Here is a 19,574-nt window from a genome sequence, read left to right on the forward strand (position 1 = left end):
AGCCGGCGACCAGGTGTACTGCGACCGCCGCGACCGACGCCCTTAGGTGACCGCCGGTCCGAGTTCGACACGAAACGGGGGGACGCGACGCGCGATCCCACCTCTCGTAACGATTCTGAGATCCATCGCATATTCGTTATGCTTTTGCGTGCGGAGGTTCTCGATCGGGGTATGTCAGAAGCGACGGCGGCGACCGCCGACCCGGCGGCGATGGCGGCGTTGAAACACGTCGCGCTCGCGGGCGGGCTGACGGAGACGAAGGTGTCGTGTGCGGCGCTCGGCGACCGCCTCGACGCGTCGACCCAGACCGCCTCCAGACGCCTCCAGACGCTCGAGTCCGCGGGGCTGCTCGAACGCGACGTGGTCGGCGACGGCCAGTGGGTCCGGGTCACCGACGCGGGCGAGGCCGCCCTCCGTGGCGAGTACGCCGACTACCGCCGGCTCTTCGAGAGCGACGTCGAACTCGTGCTTCGGGGGGCCGTCACCGGCGGGATGGGCGAGGGCCGTCACTACATCACCCTGCCGGGGTACGCGGAGCAGTTCGCTTCCCGGCTGGGGTACGAGCCGTTCCCGGGGACGCTCAACCTCGAACTCGACGAGGAGAGCGTCCGCCGGCGCGGCGAGATCGCGGGGATCGACGCCGTCCCGATCGACGCCTGGGAGGACGAGGACCGCACCTACGGCGCGGCCGCGTGCTACGCCGTCACCCTCGTCGCCGACGGCGGCCGCTACGAGGACGCCCACGCGATCGTGCCCGACCGCACCCACCACGACGACGACAAGCTCGAGGTGATCGCCCCCGACGAGCTCCGGGCGGAACTCGACCTCGCGGACGGCGACGCCGTCGAGGTCCGCGTCGAGGCGACCTCGCGGGCGGACGCGCTCGATGCGGACACCGACGACCCCGACGAGCCGCTCGAGGAGGTGGCCTGATGCGCGCCGACGCCGAGGGTCCCGAGGCGGACCCCGACCCGGCCGACGCGCCGGCCGCGGTCGGCGACGCGGACGGGGACGCCGATGCGGACACGGACGCGGCCGCCGCGGTCGACCGCGCGCTGGCGGCGTTCCGCGCCGGCGACCCGGTCTGTGTCCACGACTTCGCGGACCGCGAGGGAGAGACGGACATCGTCTACCCCGCGGGCGCGGTCGACGCCGCGGCCGTGGCGCACATGCGCAACGACGCCGGCGGGCTGATCTGCGTCGCCGTCGACGACGCGGTCGCCGACGCGTTCGGGCTCCCGTTCCTCGCGGACGCGCTCGACCACCCCGCGGTGAACGACGACCCCGCCTACGACGACCGCTCCTCCTTCTCGCTGCCGGTGAACCACCGCGAGACGTTCACGGGGATCACGGACGCGGACCGGGCGCTGACGATCACGGAGGTGGCGAACGCGGCCGCGGCGGCCGCCGCCGACCCGGAGGGGTACACCCCCGAGGACTTCGCGGCGTCGTTCCGCGCGCCCGGCCACGTCCACGTCCTGCGCGGCGCGGTCGAGGGGCTCGCGGACCGCGTGGGGCACACCGAACTGGGGCTGGCGCTCGCCGAGGCGGTCGACGCCCCGCCCGCCGCCGTGGTGTGTGAGATGCTCGACGACGAGACCGGCGACGCGCTCGCGCCCGCCGACGCCGCCGCCTACGCGGAGCGGCGCGGGATCCCCTACGTCGAGGGCGCGGCCCTCGTCGAGGCGCTGCGGTAACTGACCTCCGCGCTTTGCGGTGGCGCGCGCCTGCGAGCGCCCACCGGGTGCGAGCCAGCACGCGCGAGGGAGTCGCGAAGAGAGTGAGCGACGAGGCTGGGGAGGCATGAGGTGCTGTGCGGTCGGGCGGGACTCGCGACTGGGGCTTCGGAGCCGTCGATCGCCAGCTTTCCGGTATAGCGTTGTATCGACGAGCAGGTTCCCTCGATCCGGCCGACACCGGCGCTCCGAACGGCGTCCCTCCGGTCACCGATCCGTGCGTATCGCCGCGACCCGCCTGGATACCCAGCCGACGAGCCAGTACTGCCAGACCGCCGTTCCGGCCGCGCCGAGGGCGAACGACGCGACGACGACCAGCGGCGACGCGCCGGACCACCCGAACCTGATCCCGAGGTACGTACCCCCCACCAGCGGCCACGCGAGCACCGCGGCCGCCGGGATCACGACGACGGCGATCGACAACACGTCGGCGAGGGCGACGACGAGGCCGAGGGCGGTGACCCCGGCGAGCGCGGCGGTCTTGACCGCCCGCGACCCCGACGGCGTCGGGACGCGGTCGGGCGCGAGGGCGACGGCGGCCGCGGCCGCGACGTATGCGAACACCGGCAGCGCGGCGACGAACAGCGCCTTGACGAACAAGGGCCACGGATCGAGCGCGACGAGTCCGCCGTAGCCGAGGACGTACCCCGCCACGAGGAGGGGAGGAGGTGCTGACGCCGGGGGCGGAGTGCGTCGCGGACGGCTGCGAGGGACCCGGCCATGCCGATATGGCCGTGGCGGCGCGTGATAGGCCTTCGGGGCTACGGGGCGCACGGCGACCGTTCCGGCAGTCCTCGGTCGGTTGTCACAGTTTTAAGCCCGCCGACCGCAACGAGCGAGTATGGGCTTCGACGAGATGGACGTCGACACGATCTGGAAGAACGGGGAGTTCCTCGACTGGGAGGACGCGACCACCCACGTCCTCACGCACGCGCTCCACTACGGCACCGGCGTGTTCGAGGGACTCCGGAGCTACGAGACCGAGCAGGGTCCCGCGATCTTCCGGCTCGAGGAGCACCTCGACCGGCTGTTCGACTCCGCGAAGATGTACGACATGGAGATCGACCACTCCCGCGAGGAGATCACGGAGGCGATCCTCGAACTCCTCGACCGGCAGGACCTGACCTCCTGTTACATCCGGCCGATCGCCTACTACGGCTACGACTCGCTCGGCGTCTCCCCGGGGGACTGTCCGACCGACCTCGTGCTCGCCGCCTGGCCGTGGGGGACGTACCTCGGCGAGGAGGCCTTAGAGGAGGGCGTCGACGTGATGGTCTCCTCCTGGCGGAAACACGCCTCCTCGCAGGTCCCGACGAACGTGAAGACCACCGGGCTCTACGTCAACTCCATGCTCGCGGGCGAGGAGGCCCGCCGGAACGGCTACGTCGAGGCGATCGTCTTAAACAAGGAGGGGAACGTCGCGGAGGGCCCCGGCGAGAACGTGTTCATGGTCAACGACGGCGAGGTGTACACCACCGGCCAGGCGCAGTCGATCCTCGAGGGGATCACCCGCGACACCGTGATCACGCTGGCCGAGGAGCGCGGCTACACCGTCCACGACGAGGCCGTCATCTCGCGCGGACAGCTGTACACCGCCGACGAGCTGTTCTTCACCGGCTCGGCCGCCGAGGTGACGCCGATCCGCTCCGTCGACGACACGGAGATCGGAAGCGGCACGCGCGGTCCCGTGACGGAGGAGCTTCAGGAAGCGTTCTTCGAGGTCATCGAGCGCCGAACCGACGACCACGACGAGTGGTTCACGTACCTCTAGGTCGGCTCACGGCGCGGTAACCCCTCTCGTCGCCAGCCGCCGGTGCGGGTCCGTCACGACCCGCCACCCTCCAGCCGTCACGAACCGCCACTCCCGGTCGACTCGTCGCCCTCGGCGCTCGCGGATCCCCCGTCGCCCTCCGGCCGATCCCCCGCCGCCTTCCCCGGATGGGCGACGCCGGGACGGTGGTCCTCGGGTCCGTCGTCCGCGGGCGGGCGCTCCTCCTCAACGGGGATCTGGTGGGCGGACTCGCCGAAGCCCGCCGAGAGGATCCGCGTCATCCCCTCCTCGACGCTCTCGCCGGTGTCCTCGACCCGCTCGGGCTCGACCTCGATGACGAAGCCGGTGGTGATGTTCGGCGCGGTCGGCATGAAGAGGACGATCTTCCCGTCGCGGGTCTTCTTGCCCGTCCGGAACGCGGTCATCCGGATGCCGGGCCACGTCTCGAGGTACACCGGGTTCTGAAGCTCGTCGGTGCCGGAGATGGCGGTCTCGGCCGCCAGCTTCGAGGCGTTGTACACCACGCGGAGCGCGGGGATCCGGTTTATCGCGTCGTCGACCTTCGCCTCCGCGAGCCGGCCGAGCGTCGTCCGCATGAAGTAGCCGACCGCGAGCACGAGCGTCGAGAAGACGGCGACGGCGATGACGACCCGCGAGATCGGCTCCAGCGGAGCGGGGATCCAGTTCGGCTGGAGCGCGTCGATGAGCGGGATCGACGCGATGTGGAGGTAGATCCACCGGATGACGAGGAGCAGAACGAGGAGCGGGGCCAACACGATGAGCCCGCTGGCGAAGTCGCGTTTCCACGTGGACATCTATCGTCTCGCTATGCGACGGGGACGCTTAAGAGGGCTTCTCATGTCGGGCGACCGAGCGGTCCGCGGGCGACCGGAGCGACGCAGTCGTTCGTCCCCGGTCACCGGGCCGACGCTCACCGGCTCACGCCCCGGCGACCGCCCGCAACGCGAACGTCAGGTTCTCCTTCCGCTCGCGCACGCGCCGGTAGAAGTACGAGAGCCACTTGTTCCCGTAGGGCGCGTACTGGTTCACGTCGACGCCCTGTCGCGCGAGGTCGCGCTGGGCGTCCTCGCGGACGCCCATCAGCATCTGGATCTCGTAGTCGGTGTCGTGTTCGGCCGCGAGCCGGTTGGCGAGCGAGATCATCTCCGGGTCGTGACTGCCGACGGCGACGCCCCGATCCCGACGTTCGAAGAGGAACTCGATGTCGCCGCGGTACGCCTCGTCGACATCGGCCTTGTCCGTGTACGCGATCGAGTCGGGCTCGTCGTACGCCCCCTTCACGAGCCGGACCACGCCGGGAACGTCGACGAGGCGCTCGAGGTCCTCGCGGGTCCGTTTGAGATTCGACTGGACGCACTGGCCGACGCTCCAGGGGTAGTCCGCCGCGATCGACTCGAAGGCGTCGAGGGTGGCGTCCGTGGTGTCGGCGTCCTCCATGTCACACCAGACGAACGCGTCGCGCTCGTGGGCGTGTGCGACCAGGTCGCGATACTGCTCCTCGAAGAGGTCGGCGGAGACGTCGAGGCCGATCTGCGAGGGTTTCACGGAGATACACGCGTCGAGGTCCGTGGCGGCCAGGTCGTCGAGGAGCCGCCGGTACGCGTCGGCGTCGGCCCGGGCGTCGGCCCGGGCGTCGTAGTGTTCCCCGAGCAGGTTCAGGATGACGCCGACGCCCTCCTCGTTGCGGGCCCGCGCGTGCTCGAGCGCCTCGGGAACGCTCTCGCCGGCGACGAACCGGCGCGCGATCGGGGGTATCATACCGGGAGGTGGGTTCGCCCCGACTTGAGCGTTGTCACCCGTCGATCCGAGCGGGCGTCGAGGCTCGGCCGCCCGTCCCCTCGTCGGATCCGCGGCCCTCTCGTCGGATCCGCGGTTTATATGACCCGGACGGGCGTGGGGCCGGCATGGTCGGTTCCCTCGTCGCGACCGCGTTCTGGGCGATGGTGCCAGCGTACGTGCCGAACAACGCCGCGGTGCTCGCCGGCGGCGGTCGCCCCATCGACGGCGGCCGCGAGTGGCGGGGCGCGCGGCTGCTCGGCGACGGGAAGACGTGGCGGGGCACCGCGGTCGGGACGGCCGTCGGCGTGCTCGTCGCGCTCGGGCTCAACGCCGTCGTCGACCCCGCGAGCGCCGCCATCGGCGTCGACCTCCCGACGTTCGAGCTCCCCGCGGCGGTCGCGCTCGCGTTCGGCGCGATGGCCGGCGACATCGGCGCGTCCTTCCTCAAGCGGCGCTCCGGCCGCGAGCGCGGGGCGTCGTTCCCCGGACTCGACCAGCTCGACTTCGTCGTCGGCGCGCTCGTGGCCGCCTTCCTCGTCGCGCCCGACTGGGCGACGGCCGTCTTCACGCTCCCGGTGCTCGCCGTCGTGGCCGTGATGACGCCCGTCCTCCACGTGGCGACGAACGTCGCGGCCTACGCGCTCGGGCTGAAGAACGAGCCCTGGTGAGCGGGTCCGGTCGAGGGCGAGCCCCGATCGGAGATGAGCGCTCGCGCGGTTACCGACTCCGACCGGAAGCGAGATCGACGATCACCTGGTCGCCGACCGCAGTGACCGCGTCACCGGGCAGCCGGATGGTTTCGTCGTCGACGTCGCGTTCACCGTCCGTGTCGCGTTCGGCTGACTCGAGCGCGTCGGGTTCGGGTACGTTCGGATCGGGATCGACGAGGAGCGTCTCGAAGTCTCCCGATCGCGGGTCGATGGTGAGGTTGTGGACGGTACCGAGCTTCCTGCCGTCTGCGCTGAGCACCGGCTTCTCGGGGAGGGCGCTCGCGAGGACCGTGGACATGACACCGGGAGGTGGGCGGGAACGCGACAAAAAAGTACTGGATCGGCTGACGGCGGCGTTCGTCCGTGACCGATCGATCGGATCCGTCCGGACGGACGGCCGGATCCGGAACCACGGAAAGATACTTATGCTGCCGTGGCATACGTTGTCACGCAATGTCTAGCGCACCCAGCACGAACGACGACGTGTTCGACGAGTTCCTGTCCGACCGGGGCCACGAGACGGAGATCGTACGCTGGGAGCGATCGTATAACAAGCTTCAGTGCCCCGAGTGTGGTGCGCTTCACCCGGAGGGCACCGCCAGTTGCTCCGTCTGCGACTGGCGGCCGACCTGACGCCGACGGCACCGATCGACCGGTTAGCGGTTTTCTTTCCGCCGCGTGCGGCGGCAGTATTATATGTAACGATTAGCTAGTGGGGCGTATGCCGACCTGCCAGAACTGCGGTTCGTTCGTCACGGCCGACTACGTCAGGGTGTTCACGCCGAACGACGTGGACCGACCCCGCGTCTGTCCGGGCTGTGAGGACCTGGTCCGTGACGGTGCCGACGTGCGAGAAGCGCGCGCGACTCGAAGCAACTGACGCCTCCGACCGACTTCATCGACCGATTCCACCGATCGAGTCCTCCGCCGACCCCCGCCGCTCGCTCGGACCCGCCCTCCGTCCCGCGTCCGCCCGGCACGGTCCCCCGCCGACCGACGGGTCCGCGTCCGTCCGGCACGGTGTTCGCGTTCGTCAGCGACGGCCCCGCGTTCGTCCGTGACCGGTCCCCGCGTCCGTGCCCGTCGGGGGCGTAGGCGGCCCGAACGCCCCGTCACCGAGCCACGGCGTTTAAGGAGAGTCGCGATCAGTAGTCGGTAATGAACGACCCCACCGTAACGCGACTGTTCGGCGGCCCCGGCAGCGGGAAGACCACGGCCCTCCTCGATCGGGTCGAGGAGATCCTCGAGGACGACGCGGCCGACGTCCGCGACGTGCTCGTCGTCTCCTACACCCGCGCGGCCGCCGCGGAGATCCGCGAGCGACTCGCCGAGCGACTCGACGTCTCCCCGCGAACCCTCCAGGGAAACGTCTGTACGATGCACGCGAAGGCGTACGAACTGCTCGACCTCTCGCGGGGGGACGTGGTCGGCGAGGACGACAAGGAGGGGTTCTGTGAGGAGTACGGCATCGAATTCGAGGACCAACACGGCGGGGCCGGCCGCCGGACCGCCCGGTCGACGACGATCGGCAACAAGATCATCGCCACCTCCCAGTGGCTCCAGCGCACCGAGCGCGACGTGGCCGACTGGTACGACGTGCCCTTCCAGTGGAACGTCGAGGAGGTGCGCCTCCCGCCCGAGGAGGACCCCAACGCCCAACAGGGGAACAAGTACACGCCGACGTGGCCCTCCGACGACGACCGGATCGACATCCCCGAGGCGATCCGCGCGTGGCGGGCGTACAAGGGCGAACACGGCCTCGTCGGCTTCGCCGACATGCTCGAGCGCGTCGCCCAGCGCTCGCTCGTGCCCAACGTCGACTACCTCGTCATCGACGAGTTCCAGGACATCACGACCCTCCAGTACGGCGTCTTCGAGGAGTGGAAGCCCCACATGGAGAAGGTGCTGATCGCCGGCGACGACGACCAGGTCGTCTACGCGTGGCAGGGGGCGGACCCCGACCTCCTCCTGGAGACCGACGTCGACGAGGACGTCATCCTCCCGAACTCCTACCGGCTCCCCTCGGAGATCCTCAACGTCGTCAACGCGGAGATCCGCCACATCGACAAGCGGCAGGAGAAGGACCTCCACCCGCGCAAGGAGGGCGGCACCGTCGAGGCGATCGAGTCGCCGTCGATGCTCGAACTCGTCCGGAACGTCCGGTACACGGTCGAGGACGACGAGGGCAGCGTGATGTGTCTGTTCCGCGCGCGCTACCAGATGTTCGACTTCATCGACGAGTTCATCGACCACGGGATCCCCTTCACGATGCTGACCGACGGGCGGATGTGGACCGACCGCGTCCAGGACTACGTGAGCGCGATCGAGAAGCTCGACGACGACGAGCCGATCACGCTGCTCGAGGCCCGCCGGCTGGCGGACATGCTCCAGGAGTCGGCGTTCGGCACCCACGACCGCGAGGCGTTCTACGACTTCATCGACGACCGCGAGGAGGCCGCGGACGCGGAGGACATCTCGCTGGTCGAGGTGCCGACCGACGAGGTCCGCGACCGGATCCCGTTCATGCCCGACGCGGCGAGCGCCGACGACATGGTCCGGAAGGTGACGAGCTTCCAGCGGAAGTCGATGGGCGCGTACTTCGAGGGCGAGTACGCGGGGATGGACCCGACCCGCGTCCGCGTCGGCACCATCCACTCCGCGAAGGGGCGCGAGGCCGACCACGTCTTCGTCGCGACCGATCTGACGGAGAAGGTGGTCGAGCAGATGGCTGCCTCCATCGACGACCCCACCGACGTCGACGGCGTCGAGGAGTTCACGAAGACCACGAGCCCCGTGCCGGTGCTCACCGACAACGAGCGGCGGGTGTTCTACGTCGGGATGTCCCGCGCCCGCGAGCGGCTCGTGGTCATGGAGAGCCTCATCGGCGGCGCGCCGACGCTCCCGATCAGCGTGCTGTTGTTCAACGAGCTCCGCGACGAGCCGCCACAGGAGCTCATCGACGAGGTCCAAGACGAGGTGGCGGTCCCCGAACCCGAGCCGTGAGCGGCGGGAACTCGGATCGCCGCCCGCTCCGAACCGACCTCTCCCCGGTCGTCGAGGCGGTCGGGACGGCTGACGCGGCCGGGTTCGTCGCGGTCGGCGACGGCGACGACGGCGACCTCCGGTACCTGACTCGGGTTTCCGAGTCGGACCGGACGTACGGCGTCGTCGTGACTCCCGGGTCCGCGTCGTCGCCGCCGCGGGCCGTCCTCCTCGCACACGCCGAGGTCGCGATCCGGGCCGAACGGGCGTTCGTCGACGCCGCCCGGGTCGACGCGACGGACGGGGAGCGACGAGCCGACGGGCAAACGAGCGACGGCGCGGCGCGGAACGACCCCGCCGCCTTCCACGACGGGGTCGTCCGCGCGGTGCGGACCGAACGCGACGACGACCCGCTCGGGGTCCGCGCCGCGGCGGTCCTCGACGAGGGGAGAGGGAACGATCGCGGCGACGGCGACGATGACGAGGGGGGCCGCAGCGACGACGACGAGGACGATCGCGACGACGATGAAGACGGTCGCGACGACGACGGGGTCGCCGACCGCCCCGTCCTCGTCCCGCGCTCAGTCCCCCACGACGCCGCGGTCTACCTCGAGCGAGCGGGCTACGAACCCGCGTCGACGCCGGTCGTGGCCGACTCGCGGGCGGTCAAGAGCCCGGCCGAAGTGGAGCGTCTCCGGCGGGTACAGCGCGCCGCGGCCGCCGGAATGGCGCGCGCGGAGACGGTGCTCGCCCGGAGCGAGCCGGCCGGCGAGTCGGCGGAGCCGAACGGGTCGGAGGCCCCGGACGGCGCGCGCCCCGCCCTTCGCTGGGACGGGGACCCGCTCACGACCGAGCGGCTCCGGCGGGCGGTGAACGCGGCGCTCGCCCAACGGGGCGTCGGCGACGCCGGAAACACCGCCGTCGCCGCGGGCCGGGCCGCCGCGGACCGGCACGGGGGGCCGGGTCCGTCACCGCTCCCGACGCCCTCGACCGCGACGCCCCGATCCGGGCGGGCGAGACGGTCGTCGTCGACCTCGCACCCCGCGGGCCGGACGGCTACCGCGGCGCGCTCTCGCGGACCTTCGTCGTCGACGGCGACGGGGGCTGGGAGCGCCGGGCGTACGTCGCGGTGGAGGCGGCCCGCGAGGCCGCGCTCGCGGAGGTGGAGCCGGGAGCCCCCGCGGCGACCGTCCACGGGGAGGCCGCCGCCGAGCTCGCCGCGTACGGCTTCGACCCGAACGCGTCGCCGGGCGAGCCCGGATACACCCACGACACCGGCCGCGGGGTCGGGCTGTCCCGGCGGGAGCCGCCGGCGCTGCCGGGGGGAACGGCCCTCCGCTCGGGGCACGTGATCGCGGTCGAACCCGGCGTGTACGACCCCGCGACCGGCGGCGTCCGCCTCGGCGACCTCCTCGTCGTCCGCGAGGAGGGATACGAGCTCCTCGCCGCGTATCCGTTCGGAACGACCCCCGAGGAGCGGGAGGACCTCGACGCGCACGGATAGCGGCCGATCGATGGCTTCGATGGCTACGACGGTCGTTTGAGCCACCGGGGGACCTTTTGAAACCCCGTTCGATCGCCGAAACACATGCCGACGCAGCCCTCCACGGCCGACGAGGCCGGATCGATCCGACGCATCGCGAGAAAACTGCTCCCCGCGGCGGGCACGGTCCTCGTGGCCACGCTCGCGGTCGTCGGGATCGCGCTGGCCGGAAGCGCGCTCGTCGGGACGGCCGCCGCGGACGGCACGGCCGAACTCGACGCCTCGATCGTCACGGTGACCGAGGGCGACACCGCCGCCGTCGAGGTCGAGACCGACGGCGTCGACGAGGTCGAGGTCGCGATCGGCGACGAGTCGACGAGCGGGTACGAACTCCGCGCGACCGTGACGCCCGACGACGACGACGGGACCACGAGGCTCGTCTTCGACCACGCCGAGACGGGCGGAGGTGGAACGCCTCTGACCGCCGAGGGCGACGCCGCGGTGTCGATCGAGAGCGAGACCGACCTCGACGAGCCGATCGCGCCCGGCTCCTACGACGTGTCGGTGTCCGTCGACGGCGACGAACCCGCGGACATCGGGAACCTGATGGTCGAGCCCGAGTCGACGGGGGACGGAGCCGGAGACGACGAGGACGGCTCGCCCGATGAGGGCGACGGGTCGGATGACTCCGCCGAGACGACGGTCACCGAATCGGACGTCGAGGCGGCCGACGTGGTCGTCGAGCCGGCCGAGACGGACGTGACCGTCCCGGTCGACCTCGCGGACGGCGAGACCGTGACGCTCCGGATCCGGTCGGCCGCGGACGCGAGCCCCGCCTACATCAAGACCGAGGAGGCGACGGTCGAGGACGGCGAGGCGACCGCGAGGTTCGATCTCAGTGAGACGAGCCACGGCGACCGCGCGACGCTGACGGTCCGTGGCAACGACGGACTCGACGGCGAGAGCGAGCACGAGGTCCTCGTCGTCGACGAGTCGATCGGCGTCGAGGAGGCGGACGGCGGGAGCGGGGACGACTCGACGGACGGGAGCGCCTCCGACGACGGAACCACTACCAGCGTTCCGGGCTTCGGGGTCGTCGCGGCCGCGCTCGCGCTCCTCGGGGGCGCGCTCGTCGCGCGCCGGCGAGCGTAACCGGACGCGTCGACCGGAACGAGAGACGAGCGGGACGCGTCGCCGAGGACGGGTTCGCCGAACCGGTCACTTCTCTGCGGCGTCGCCGTCGGATCCCGACTCCGCGTCGTCGCCGCGGAGCTGTCGCGGGAGGAGCCCGCGGAGGAGTCCCCTGAGGATCCGACCGGGGTCGAGGAAGTACTGCGGCAACACGACCATCGCGACGGCGACGACGAGCAGTCCGGCTCCGAGGGCGGTCTCGCCGGCGAGGATGCGGACGACCGCGTAGTTCGCGAGCGGCAGCGCGAACACGAGCGACGCCGCCAGCCCGATCATGTCGAACAGCCCGAGGCTCATGTGGCCCCCTATCGCCCCGGCCCGGATAAACGGCTCTGTTGGCGCGTTCCGTCCGAGCGCGCGGTCCGCGGATCCGCCGGGCCGACCGCTCTCACGACGGCATCAAAAGTACCATACCGTCTCCCGACCCGGTGTACGGTATCGGGTGACCCCAGTGACGAAGAAACGCGAATACCGAGACGACTACCGGAACAAGACGCTGTACATCCCGGGGCCGACGGAGGTCCGCGACGACGTCGTCGAGGCGATGGCCCAGCCGATGTTCGGTCACCGCATGGACCGGATGACGGATCTCTACACCACCATCGTCGAGGACACGAAGGAGTTCCTCGGCACCGACAACGAGGTCGTGATCCTGACCGCCTCCGGCACCGAGTTCTGGGAGGCGTCAACGCTCAACCTCGTCGACGAGAACATCCTCGTGCCGACCTGCGGGAGCTTCAGCGAGCGCCACGCCAACGTCGCAGAGCGGCTCGGCAAGGACGTCGACCGCCTCGAGTACGAGTGGGGCGAGGCGGTCAAGCCGGAGGACGTCCGCGCGCACCTCGAGTCCTCGGAGACGGAGTACGACGTGGTCGCCACCGTCATGAACGAGTCCTCGACGGGCGTCCGGAACCCGATCGAGGAGATCGGCGACGTGGTCGCGGAGTACCCGGACACCTACTTCGTCGTCGACGCGGTCTCCGCCTTGGGCGGCGACTACGTCGACATCGACGAACACGGCATCGACGTGATCTTCGCGTCGACCCAGAAGGCGTTCGCGATGCCGCCGGGGCTCGCGGTCTGTGTCGTCAGCGACGACGCCTACGAGCGCGAGGTCGAGAAGGGCGACTCATCGTGGTACGGCGGCTTCCGCCGGACGATCGACTACTACGACCGCAAGGGCCAGACCCACTCGACGCCCGCGATTCCGATCATGCTCGCCTACCGCAAGCAGATGAAACACATGCTCGAGGAGGGCCACCGCGCCCGCGACGAGCGACACCGCGAGATGATGGAGTACGTCCACGAGTGGGCGAACGAGCACTTCGCGATGTTCCCCGAGGCTGGGTACGAGTCGCAGACGGTCGCCTGTATCGAGAACACGCGGGGGATCGACGTGGCCGGGACCATCGAGGCGGTGAGCGAGGAGTACGACATGGCCTTCTCGAACGGATACGGCTCGCAACTCGGCGAGGAGACGTTCCGGATCGGGCACATGGGCGAACACACCGTCGAGAGCGTGCGGGAACTCACCGACGCCATCGAGGACGTCGCGGGACTGTAGCGGCCGGCTTCCGATCAACGGGTCGAGGCGGGAGCGACCGACCCCGCGACAAGATACTTGAGTCGTCCCGCGGTTCCTCCCGCCATGGACCGCGATTCCCTCCGCGCGGCGCTCGACCGCTGGACCGACGCGGGCGTGATAGACGAGGAGACCGCGTCGCGGATCCGGGAGTTCGAGCGGGCGGACGAGGTCCCCGAGACCGACGACGACGACGACACCGCCGAGGCCGACGACGCAGGTGACGCGTCGGCCGGCCGCGGGGGCGGCCTCCTCGAGGAGAACCGGGTCGTCGTCGCGCTGGCGCTGATGGGCGGCGTCCTCGTCGCCGTCGGCGTCGGCGCGTACCTCTACGAGCGCTGGGAGTCGATCCCGGTCGTCGCGCGGGTCGCGATCCTCGTCGGCGTGCCCCTCGTCGCCGCCGCCGGCGGGACGCGGCTCCGGGAGGACTCCCCCAGGACCGCCCACGGCTTGTGGCTGCTCGCGGCGCTTTTCACCGGCGTGACCCTCTTTCGGCTCGCCGAGTTGACGCCCGTCGTCGACGTCGACGCCGCACGGGCGTGGCTGCTGGCGGCGTGGACCGCGGTCGCGGTCGCGATCGGGGCCGGACTCGACTCGCGGCCGATCGGGGGCGCGGGGGCGATCCTCGGCGCGGCGACCCTCGCGTCGGCGACCGACCCGGCGGAGTTCGTGCTCCTGTTCGGGGCGTATGGCGGCCTCCTCTACGTCGCCGGGCTCACCGGCCACGGCGAGCCGGCATCCGCCGACGAGAGCCGCGCACTCCCGCGGTTCGCGGCGACGCTCCGCTGGATCGGCGGGGCGTTCGCGGCGGCCGCGCTCGTGCCGGTCGTCGCGGTCGGATCGCCGCCGGAGGGGCTCTCCGCCGGAACCGTCCTGCTCGTCGCGGCGAGCGTCGTCGCCGCCGCCGTCGCGGTGGGTCGCGCCGGCGACGACCGGCTCGCGCGGTACGCGAGCGCGCCCGCGGTCGCGGCCCCCGTCGCGGCCGCGGTCGCGTGGGGCGTCCCCCGGCACGTCGGCGACTTCGCCGGGTCGCTGGTCGCGCTCGGCTGCCTGCTCGGCGTCGTGTTGGCGCTCGTCGTCGGCGCGGTGGGCCTCCGGGAGGCCGCCCCGGCGAACGTGGCGGCGCTCGGGTTCGTCCTCGGCGTGGTCGCCTTCCTCGCCGGCCCCGTCGGGGACGCGATCTCCGGGTCGCTGGCGCTCGTCGTCGCGGGGGCGGTCCTGCTCGCCGCGGGGCTCGGCGCGGAGCGCGGCCGGCGGGCGGTGCTCGCGCGGATCGGCCGATAGCGGTTATTGTAAGTCAGTTCCGGCGCTCTGCCAGGACGGGTCGGCAGAGCGCCGGTAAACGGTTACAATAACCACTATGAGAACCATCCCAGCGAGCGCTCACGCCAGCCCGGCGAGCGCGTCGATCCCGGTCTCCCACAGCGAGACGCCGACGAGGACGTTCGCGGCGAAATCGAGCGCGAAGAAGCCGAACAGCGCGGCGCCGGCGAAGTGCGCCTTCCGGAGGTCGAACCGGTGCGAGAAGCGGTGGAAGAAGTACGCGTTCGCGAGGCTCACGGGGACGATGGCGAGCATCTCGCCGGTCCAGATGGCGGTCGGGAACGCGCCGTACTGGGTGGCGAGCGAGATGGTGACGAGCTGGGTCTTGTCGCCGAACTCGCCGAACGCCATCATCGCGAAGATGGGGAGGAAGCCGCCGAACCGGTTCGGCACCCGCCAGCCGACCAGGGGAACCCGCACGTCGAGTTCGCCCCCGTCGGTCAGCGGGGCGGTGGTCGCCTCCGGGTCCGCGGCGTCGGGGGCCGGGGCGCTCCGGACGAGCAGGTACGCGAAGACGACGAACAGGATCGCCGTCAGCGCGTCCAGGTAGATCCCCGGCAGCGTCCGGGTGAGCACCCGGCCGAACCGGATCTCGAGGGCGGTCCAGCCGGCGAACGACGCCGCGGCCGCGCTCACGACGACGGCGGGGCGGTACCGCGTCGAGAGGCCGGCGATCAGCAGCTGGACCTTCTCGCCGGGCAGGACCGCGAGCTGCGCGCCGGCGGCGATGAACAGAACGGTCAGCCACGTGGTCTCGCTCATCGGGGATCGACTCGTTGACGCGGCGGCGGAGAACGACGCGCCGACGCCGAAGGTTTAGAGACGGCTAAAACAAATGTTTTGCGCATACGGAAGATCGGTCACAGCCAGAGCAGCTGGGCGTGTCGCGTTCCGTCGAACTCCATGACCGCGCCCTCGTCGACGAGCCCCGCGTCGACCGCGACGCCGACCGCCTCCCGACCGACGAGGTTCCCCACCTGCGCGCGGCGGAGCGCGGCGACGACCGCCTCGGCGTCGGCCTCGACGGCGTCGTCGCCGCCGTAGAACTCCTCGGTCACCGAGAGGCTGGCGCGCCCGTTGTCGTAGGTCTCGCCGAGGCAGTCGCCGTCACAGACCGAGACGAGCGTCCCCTCGGGCGTCTCCCGCTCGCGAAGCAGCATCTAAAAGCCCTCTGGACCCTCTCCGTGAAGCTCGCGTTCCGGTTCGCCCGCCCCGGGCTCCCCGCCGCGGCCGCCCCGACCGTTCGGGGCGCGTCCGCCGCCTTGACCGGGCTGGCCGCCCATGCCGCCCTGCCCGGCCTGTTCCTCGACCATCCGCTCTTCGGCCTCCCGGCGGATCTCCTCGGCGCGGTCGGCGACCTCCTCGGCCTGCTCGTGTTCGCCCGCCTCCTCCAGCGCGCGGGCCTTCTCCTCCAGGACGCCGGCGTCGCGGTAGCCGAGACGGATCGCGTTGTCGAAGCAGTTGACCGCGTCCTCGGCGAGGCCGCGCTCGACGAGCAGGAAGCCGCGGTTGTACCACGCCTGCGCGAACCGCGGGTCGATGTCCACGGCCCGCTCGGCGTGTTCGAGCGCCTGCTCGCCGCGCCCGGACTCCCAGAGCGCGTACGCGAGGTTCGTCTCGGCGCTCGCGGCGTGTTCGGAGTCGTCGTCGATGCGTAGCGCCTCCTGATACGCGCCGATCGCCTCGTCGTACTCCTCGAGTTCCGCGTGGGCCGCCCCCTTGTTCACCCACGCCTCCTGTGCCTCCAGCGAGTCCTCGTCGGCGAACCGGGCCGCGCGCTCGAACGTCTCCGTCGCCTCCTCGAAGCGGTTGATCCCCATGTAGGAGAGCCCGACGTCCATCAGCCGCTCGACGTCGACGGCGTCGCTTTCGACGTTCCGCCGGTCGAGCACGTCGGTGAGGGCCCGCGAGTCGACCGGGTCGACCGTGGTCGGGTCCGCGTTCAGCTCCTCGGGGTCGAGGGTGAACTCCTCGTAGTCGGCGTCGACGCCCTGGCCCGCGGAGAACTCGTGGCGGTCCGCGTCGCGCTCGTCGGTCATATACCCGGATCTGTCGGTCACGGCGGGTAAGCGTTACGTCGACGGTCGACCATGGGGCGTGGCTCACGGTACCACGAGACAGGGTTAAATTCGCGTTACGATCACCCGGAACCTTATGTGCCCGACTCGAGTGAGACTAACCGGTAATGTCTACCAACAAGCTCTCCACGGCCATCACCCCGCGACGACAGGTCGCGGCCGTCGTGTTGGCCGCCGCGTTGCTCGGCGTCGTGGTCGCGCCGAACGTGTACGCGGCGACCAACGAGACGACGGACACGGTGGCCGTCGTCGAAATCGAAGGCCCCGTCAACTCGGCCCTCGCCGACGACGTCGAAAGCGAACTCGCAGCGATCCGCGGCAACGACTCCGTCGGTGCCGTCGTCTTGAAGATCGACACGCCCGGCGGCGCGCCGGTCGCGTCCGAGCGCATGTACAAGGCGGTCCAGCGCACGAGCCAGGGGATGCCGGTCATCGCGAGCGTTCAAGCGATGAGCGCCTCCGGCGGCTACTACGCGATGGCTCCCGCCGACGACATCTACGTGTTGCCGACCTCGCAGGTCGGGAGCATCGGGCTGAACGCACCCGCTCCCCGGACGACCCCGCCCGTGTCGGGCCCGAGCGGCCCCGACAAGGCCGGCGGTAACGAGATCCAGGGCTGGGCGGAACAGCAGACGCTCGCCGACACCTTCGTCGACGCGATGATGGCGGAGCGCGGCGAGGAGTTCCAGATGCCGCGCGAGCAGGTCGCACAGGCCGACGTCTACCTCGGCACCGAGGCCGTCCAGAACGGCTTCGCCGACGAGATCGGCTCGCTCAACGAGGCGATCCACGAGGCCGCGACCCGCGCCGAACTCGGCGACTACCGGGTCGACACGCGCGAGACCGGCCTCGACACCGGCCTCCCGATCCTGCTCCGCACCGACTCGCAGGTCGTCGCGGTGTACGCGAACGACCCCGGCTACGCCGACGTCAAGCCGATGCCCTCCACGTACGTCCACCTCGAGGCGGTCCCGCACGTCGACACGGTCGAACGGTTCGCGGGGAGCGACCTCGGCGTCGACGCCGGGAGCGACGGAACCGCCGGGGACGCCGGCGCGGACGGTCCCGCCAACGACACCGCGGCCTCCCTGAACGGGGGTGTTTCCGCGTGAGCCGAGCCGTCACCCTCGCGGTCGCGTTCCTCGTGACGTTCGCGACGATCGCCGGCGGATCGGCGCTCGCCGGCTACGTCACCGCCGACGGCGCGGCCCCCGCGCCGGAGATCGAGAACGAGCACTACCAGTCGACGGACCTGATCGCGGACGACGACCCGGGCGAGGCGAACGTGACGATGGACAGCGACGCGGAGTCACAGACGATCGTCATCGACCCCGGCGTCCAGGCGGCCGGCGGCGGCGTGGCGATCAGCCCGCTGTCGCTCATCGGACTCGGAACCGGCGGCGTCGCCGACCGGGACATCCGCCCGCTGGCGAACGCCCTCATCGAGAACGGTCACGAGGTTCGGGTGTACACGCCGGACGCGAGCGCGTCGCGGTTCCCGAGCCAGCCGGGCGCGTCCGGCCCCACCCCGCTCGGCGAGGACCTCGCCGAGGCGGACGCGTTCGTCACGTTCCGGAGCGACTACGAGGAGGACGAGCTCGAGGACATCGAGACGTTCGTCGAGGCGGACGGTCGGATGATCCTGGCGACCGAGCCCGACGCGGCGTTCGGCCAGCCGGGGCCGACGTCGCTCGACGCCACCCTCGGAACCACCACCGAGCCGGGCTACGTGTACAACATGGTCGAGAACGACCTGAACTACCAGCGCGTGTACGCGGAGCCGACCGGCGACTCCGGGCTGACGGAGGGGGTCGACCGCGCGATGTTCCCGACGGTGACGCCCGTCGGGACGGCGGCCGAGGGCGGCGACGAGTTCCGCCCGATCGACGGCAGCGAGCTGTCGACGACGCGGGCGGCGACCGACGCGCCGCTTCTCGTCCGCGACGGCGGCGTCGTGATGGTCGGCGACGCCGGCTTCCTCTCGCCGGAGAACGCCCGGCGCGCGGACAACGACGCCCTGATCGGGAACCTGGCGGACTTCCTCGTGGAGAACGACCGGGACCCGGAGACGCAGCCGCCGGAGACCCAGCCGGAGGGCCCGACCGGCCCGACCGGGCCGACACAGCCCACGCAGCCGCCCACCCAGCCGACCCAACCGCCGACGAACGCGACGAACACGACGGCCTGACGAGGGCCGTCCCGGTTCGTCGTCGACCCACGCGGATCCGTTTTTTCGACCGACCGGCACCGGCAGCGTCGGCTCGGCGGAACGCATGAGTGCCCGGCGACCGGACCCTCCCTCGTCCATGTCGCCGTCGCCATCGTCGTCGCCGTCGCCATCGTCCTCGTCCGTCCGGGCGTTCGTCGCCGTCGAGCTGCCCGACGACCTCGCGGAACCGATCGCCGACCTCCAGTCGTCGCTCGCGGACGCGCCGGGGATCCGACCCACGGACCCGCGCCAGGCGCACCTGACGCTGAAGTTCCTCGGCGACGTCGCCGTCGACCGCCTCGAGGAGGTGCGCGCCGCCGGCGAGCGCGCGGTCGACCGCGCCGGCGTCGGGCCGTTCGACTGTACGGTTGAGGGGCTCGGCGTCTTCCCCTCGCTCGAGTACATCTCCGTGGTCTGGGCCGGGATCGGGGAGGGCGACGAGGAGCTGACTCGGCTCCACGAGGCGCTGGAGGCGGAGACGACCGCGCTCGGGTTCGAGCCGGAAGAGCACGCGTTCACGCCGCACGTCACCCTCGCCCGGATGGACGACGGGCGCGGGAAGGACCTCGTACGGGAGGTCGTCCGCGAGCGCGACCCCGAACTCGGGAGCTTCGAGGTCGGATCGGCGTCCCTGATCGAGTCGACGCTCACGGAGGACGGGCCGGTCTACGAGCCGATCGCGACGTTCGACCTCCGGGAGTGACGCCGG

General features: G+C 71.3%; 21 protein-coding genes and 1 pseudogene. 14 read left to right on the forward strand and 8 right to left on the reverse strand.

All coding sequences use genetic code 11. The features are described 5' to 3' along the window. Window positions 1-171: 171 nt before the first annotated feature. Both AXA68_RS01735 and ribB read left to right on the forward strand, forming a co-directional pair. Window positions 172-933 carry a DUF120 domain-containing protein gene (locus AXA68_RS01735; RefSeq protein WP_066411992.1) on the forward strand — a complete coding sequence of 254 codons (762 nt, stop codon included), beginning with the start codon at window positions 172-174 and terminating at the stop codon, window positions 931-933. Next, complete coding sequence (gene ribB / locus AXA68_RS01740) at window positions 933-1,697, forward strand: 3,4-dihydroxy-2-butanone-4-phosphate synthase (RefSeq protein ID WP_066411995.1); 765 nt, start codon at window positions 933-935, stop codon at window positions 1,695-1,697. The genes AXA68_RS01735 and ribB overlap by 1 nt, the downstream gene beginning before the upstream one ends. A gap of 246 nt (window positions 1,698-1,943) precedes the next feature. Here the strand turns inward: ribB and AXA68_RS01745 are convergent, their stop codons facing one another. Then, window positions 1,944-2,390, reverse strand: coding sequence for a hypothetical protein (locus tag AXA68_RS01745; RefSeq protein ID WP_066411997.1), 447 nt, complete (start codon window positions 2,388-2,390; stop codon window positions 1,944-1,946). 187 nt (window positions 2,391-2,577) lie between these two features. On the opposite strand from AXA68_RS01745, the gene AXA68_RS01750 reads away from it, so the two are divergent. Next, window positions 2,578-3,507 carry a branched-chain amino acid transaminase gene (locus AXA68_RS01750; protein WP_066412000.1) on the forward strand — a complete coding sequence of 310 codons (930 nt, stop codon included), beginning with the start codon at window positions 2,578-2,580 and terminating at the stop codon, window positions 3,505-3,507. A gap of 77 nt (window positions 3,508-3,584) precedes the next feature. Here the strand turns inward: AXA68_RS01750 and AXA68_RS01755 are convergent, their stop codons facing one another. Next, a complete protein-coding gene (locus tag AXA68_RS01755; RefSeq protein WP_066412003.1) occupies window positions 3,585-4,322 on the reverse strand; it encodes a DUF502 domain-containing protein in 738 nt (245 codons plus the stop codon). A gap of 124 nt (window positions 4,323-4,446) precedes the next feature. Further along, a complete protein-coding gene (locus AXA68_RS01760; protein ID WP_066412006.1) occupies window positions 4,447-5,286 on the reverse strand; it encodes a proline dehydrogenase family protein in 840 nt (279 codons plus the stop codon). Between the two features lie 146 nt (window positions 5,287-5,432). Here AXA68_RS01760 and AXA68_RS01765 point away from each other — a divergent pair, with 146 nt between their 5' ends. After that, on the forward strand, window positions 5,433-5,975 hold the full coding sequence (locus AXA68_RS01765; RefSeq protein WP_066412009.1) for a CDP-2,3-bis-(O-geranylgeranyl)-sn-glycerol synthase: 543 nt from the start codon (window positions 5,433-5,435) through the stop codon (window positions 5,973-5,975). Between the two features lie 49 nt (window positions 5,976-6,024). Here AXA68_RS01765 and AXA68_RS01770 read toward each other — a convergent pair whose 3' ends face one another. Next, window positions 6,025-6,315 (reverse strand): PRC-barrel domain-containing protein, encoded by a 291-nt coding sequence (locus AXA68_RS01770; protein ID WP_066412018.1) that lies wholly within the window; start codon window positions 6,313-6,315, stop codon window positions 6,025-6,027. Between the two features lie 155 nt (window positions 6,316-6,470). On the opposite strand from AXA68_RS01770, the gene AXA68_RS17225 reads away from it, so the two are divergent. From AXA68_RS17225 to AXA68_RS01790, 5 genes and pseudogenes are all read left to right on the forward strand, one after another. Then, the gene (locus AXA68_RS17225) at window positions 6,471-6,650 is read left to right on the forward strand and encodes an HVO_0416 family zinc finger protein (RefSeq protein WP_066412020.1); all 180 of its coding nucleotides are present in this window, start codon (window positions 6,471-6,473) and stop codon (window positions 6,648-6,650) included. An 88-nt stretch (window positions 6,651-6,738) separates the two neighbouring features. Then, window positions 6,739-6,897, forward strand: a complete 159-nt coding sequence (locus tag AXA68_RS16995) for a DUF7563 family protein (protein ID WP_179234043.1) — start codon at window positions 6,739-6,741, stop codon at window positions 6,895-6,897. A gap of 278 nt (window positions 6,898-7,175) precedes the next feature. After that, on the forward strand, window positions 7,176-9,020 hold the full coding sequence (locus tag AXA68_RS01780; RefSeq protein WP_066412026.1) for a UvrD-helicase domain-containing protein: 1,845 nt from the start codon (window positions 7,176-7,178) through the stop codon (window positions 9,018-9,020). Next, a pseudogene (locus AXA68_RS01785) lies at window positions 9,017-10,503 on the forward strand (M24 family metallopeptidase). The gene AXA68_RS01780 and the pseudogene AXA68_RS01785 overlap by 4 nt, the downstream one beginning before the upstream one ends. Window positions 10,504-10,587: 84 nt before the next feature. Further along, window positions 10,588-11,634 (forward strand): BGTF surface domain-containing protein, encoded by a 1,047-nt coding sequence (locus AXA68_RS01790; RefSeq protein ID WP_066412028.1) that lies wholly within the window; start codon window positions 10,588-10,590, stop codon window positions 11,632-11,634. 66 nt (window positions 11,635-11,700) lie between these two features. On the opposite strand, the gene AXA68_RS01795 is transcribed toward AXA68_RS01790, so the two are convergent. After that, window positions 11,701-11,970 (reverse strand): DUF7533 family protein, encoded by a 270-nt coding sequence (locus tag AXA68_RS01795; RefSeq protein WP_066412030.1) that lies wholly within the window; start codon window positions 11,968-11,970, stop codon window positions 11,701-11,703. 154 nt (window positions 11,971-12,124) lie between these two features. On the opposite strand from AXA68_RS01795, the gene AXA68_RS01800 reads away from it, so the two are divergent. Continuing rightward, window positions 12,125-13,237, forward strand: coding sequence for a pyridoxal-phosphate-dependent aminotransferase family protein (locus AXA68_RS01800; protein ID WP_066412032.1), 1,113 nt, complete (start codon window positions 12,125-12,127; stop codon window positions 13,235-13,237). A gap of 84 nt (window positions 13,238-13,321) precedes the next feature. After that, window positions 13,322-14,539: a DUF2157 domain-containing protein gene (locus AXA68_RS01805; protein WP_066412034.1), complete on the forward strand. Its 1,218-nt coding sequence runs from the start codon at window positions 13,322-13,324 to the stop codon at window positions 14,537-14,539. A 99-nt stretch (window positions 14,540-14,638) separates the two neighbouring features. On the opposite strand, the gene AXA68_RS01810 is transcribed toward AXA68_RS01805, so the two are convergent. The 3 genes from AXA68_RS01810 to AXA68_RS01820 all read right to left on the reverse strand — a co-directional run bounded on the left by AXA68_RS01810 (window position 14,639) and on the right by AXA68_RS01820 (window position 16,617). After that, window positions 14,639-15,340, reverse strand: coding sequence for a TMEM165/GDT1 family protein (locus AXA68_RS01810; protein WP_066412036.1), 702 nt, complete (start codon window positions 15,338-15,340; stop codon window positions 14,639-14,641). 98 nt (window positions 15,341-15,438) lie between these two features. After that, entirely contained in the window at window positions 15,439-15,738 is a 300-nt protein-coding gene (locus AXA68_RS01815) for a DUF424 domain-containing protein (protein WP_066412038.1), read from the reverse strand. Next, entirely contained in the window at window positions 15,739-16,617 is an 879-nt protein-coding gene (locus AXA68_RS01820) for a tetratricopeptide repeat protein (RefSeq protein ID WP_066412039.1), read from the reverse strand. A gap of 146 nt (window positions 16,618-16,763) precedes the next feature. Here AXA68_RS01820 and AXA68_RS01825 point away from each other — a divergent pair, with 146 nt between their 5' ends. The 3 genes from AXA68_RS01825 to thpR all read left to right on the forward strand — a co-directional run bounded on the left by AXA68_RS01825 (window position 16,764) and on the right by thpR (window position 19,568). Next, window positions 16,764-17,768 carry a S49 family peptidase gene (locus tag AXA68_RS01825; RefSeq protein WP_066412040.1) on the forward strand — a complete coding sequence of 335 codons (1,005 nt, stop codon included), beginning with the start codon at window positions 16,764-16,766 and terminating at the stop codon, window positions 17,766-17,768. Further along, entirely contained in the window at window positions 17,765-18,844 is a 1,080-nt protein-coding gene (locus AXA68_RS01830) for a hypothetical protein (protein WP_066412042.1), read from the forward strand. The genes AXA68_RS01825 and AXA68_RS01830 overlap by 4 nt, the downstream gene beginning before the upstream one ends. Before the next feature lie 118 nt (window positions 18,845-18,962). Next, complete coding sequence (thpR, locus tag AXA68_RS01835) at window positions 18,963-19,568, forward strand: RNA 2',3'-cyclic phosphodiesterase (protein ID WP_066412044.1); 606 nt, start codon at window positions 18,963-18,965, stop codon at window positions 19,566-19,568. Window positions 19,569-19,574: the final 6 nt, after the last annotated feature.

Source organism: Halorubrum aethiopicum, from assembly GCF_001542905.1.
Classification (GTDB): domain Archaea; phylum Halobacteriota; class Halobacteria; order Halobacteriales; family Haloferacaceae; genus Halorubrum; species Halorubrum aethiopicum.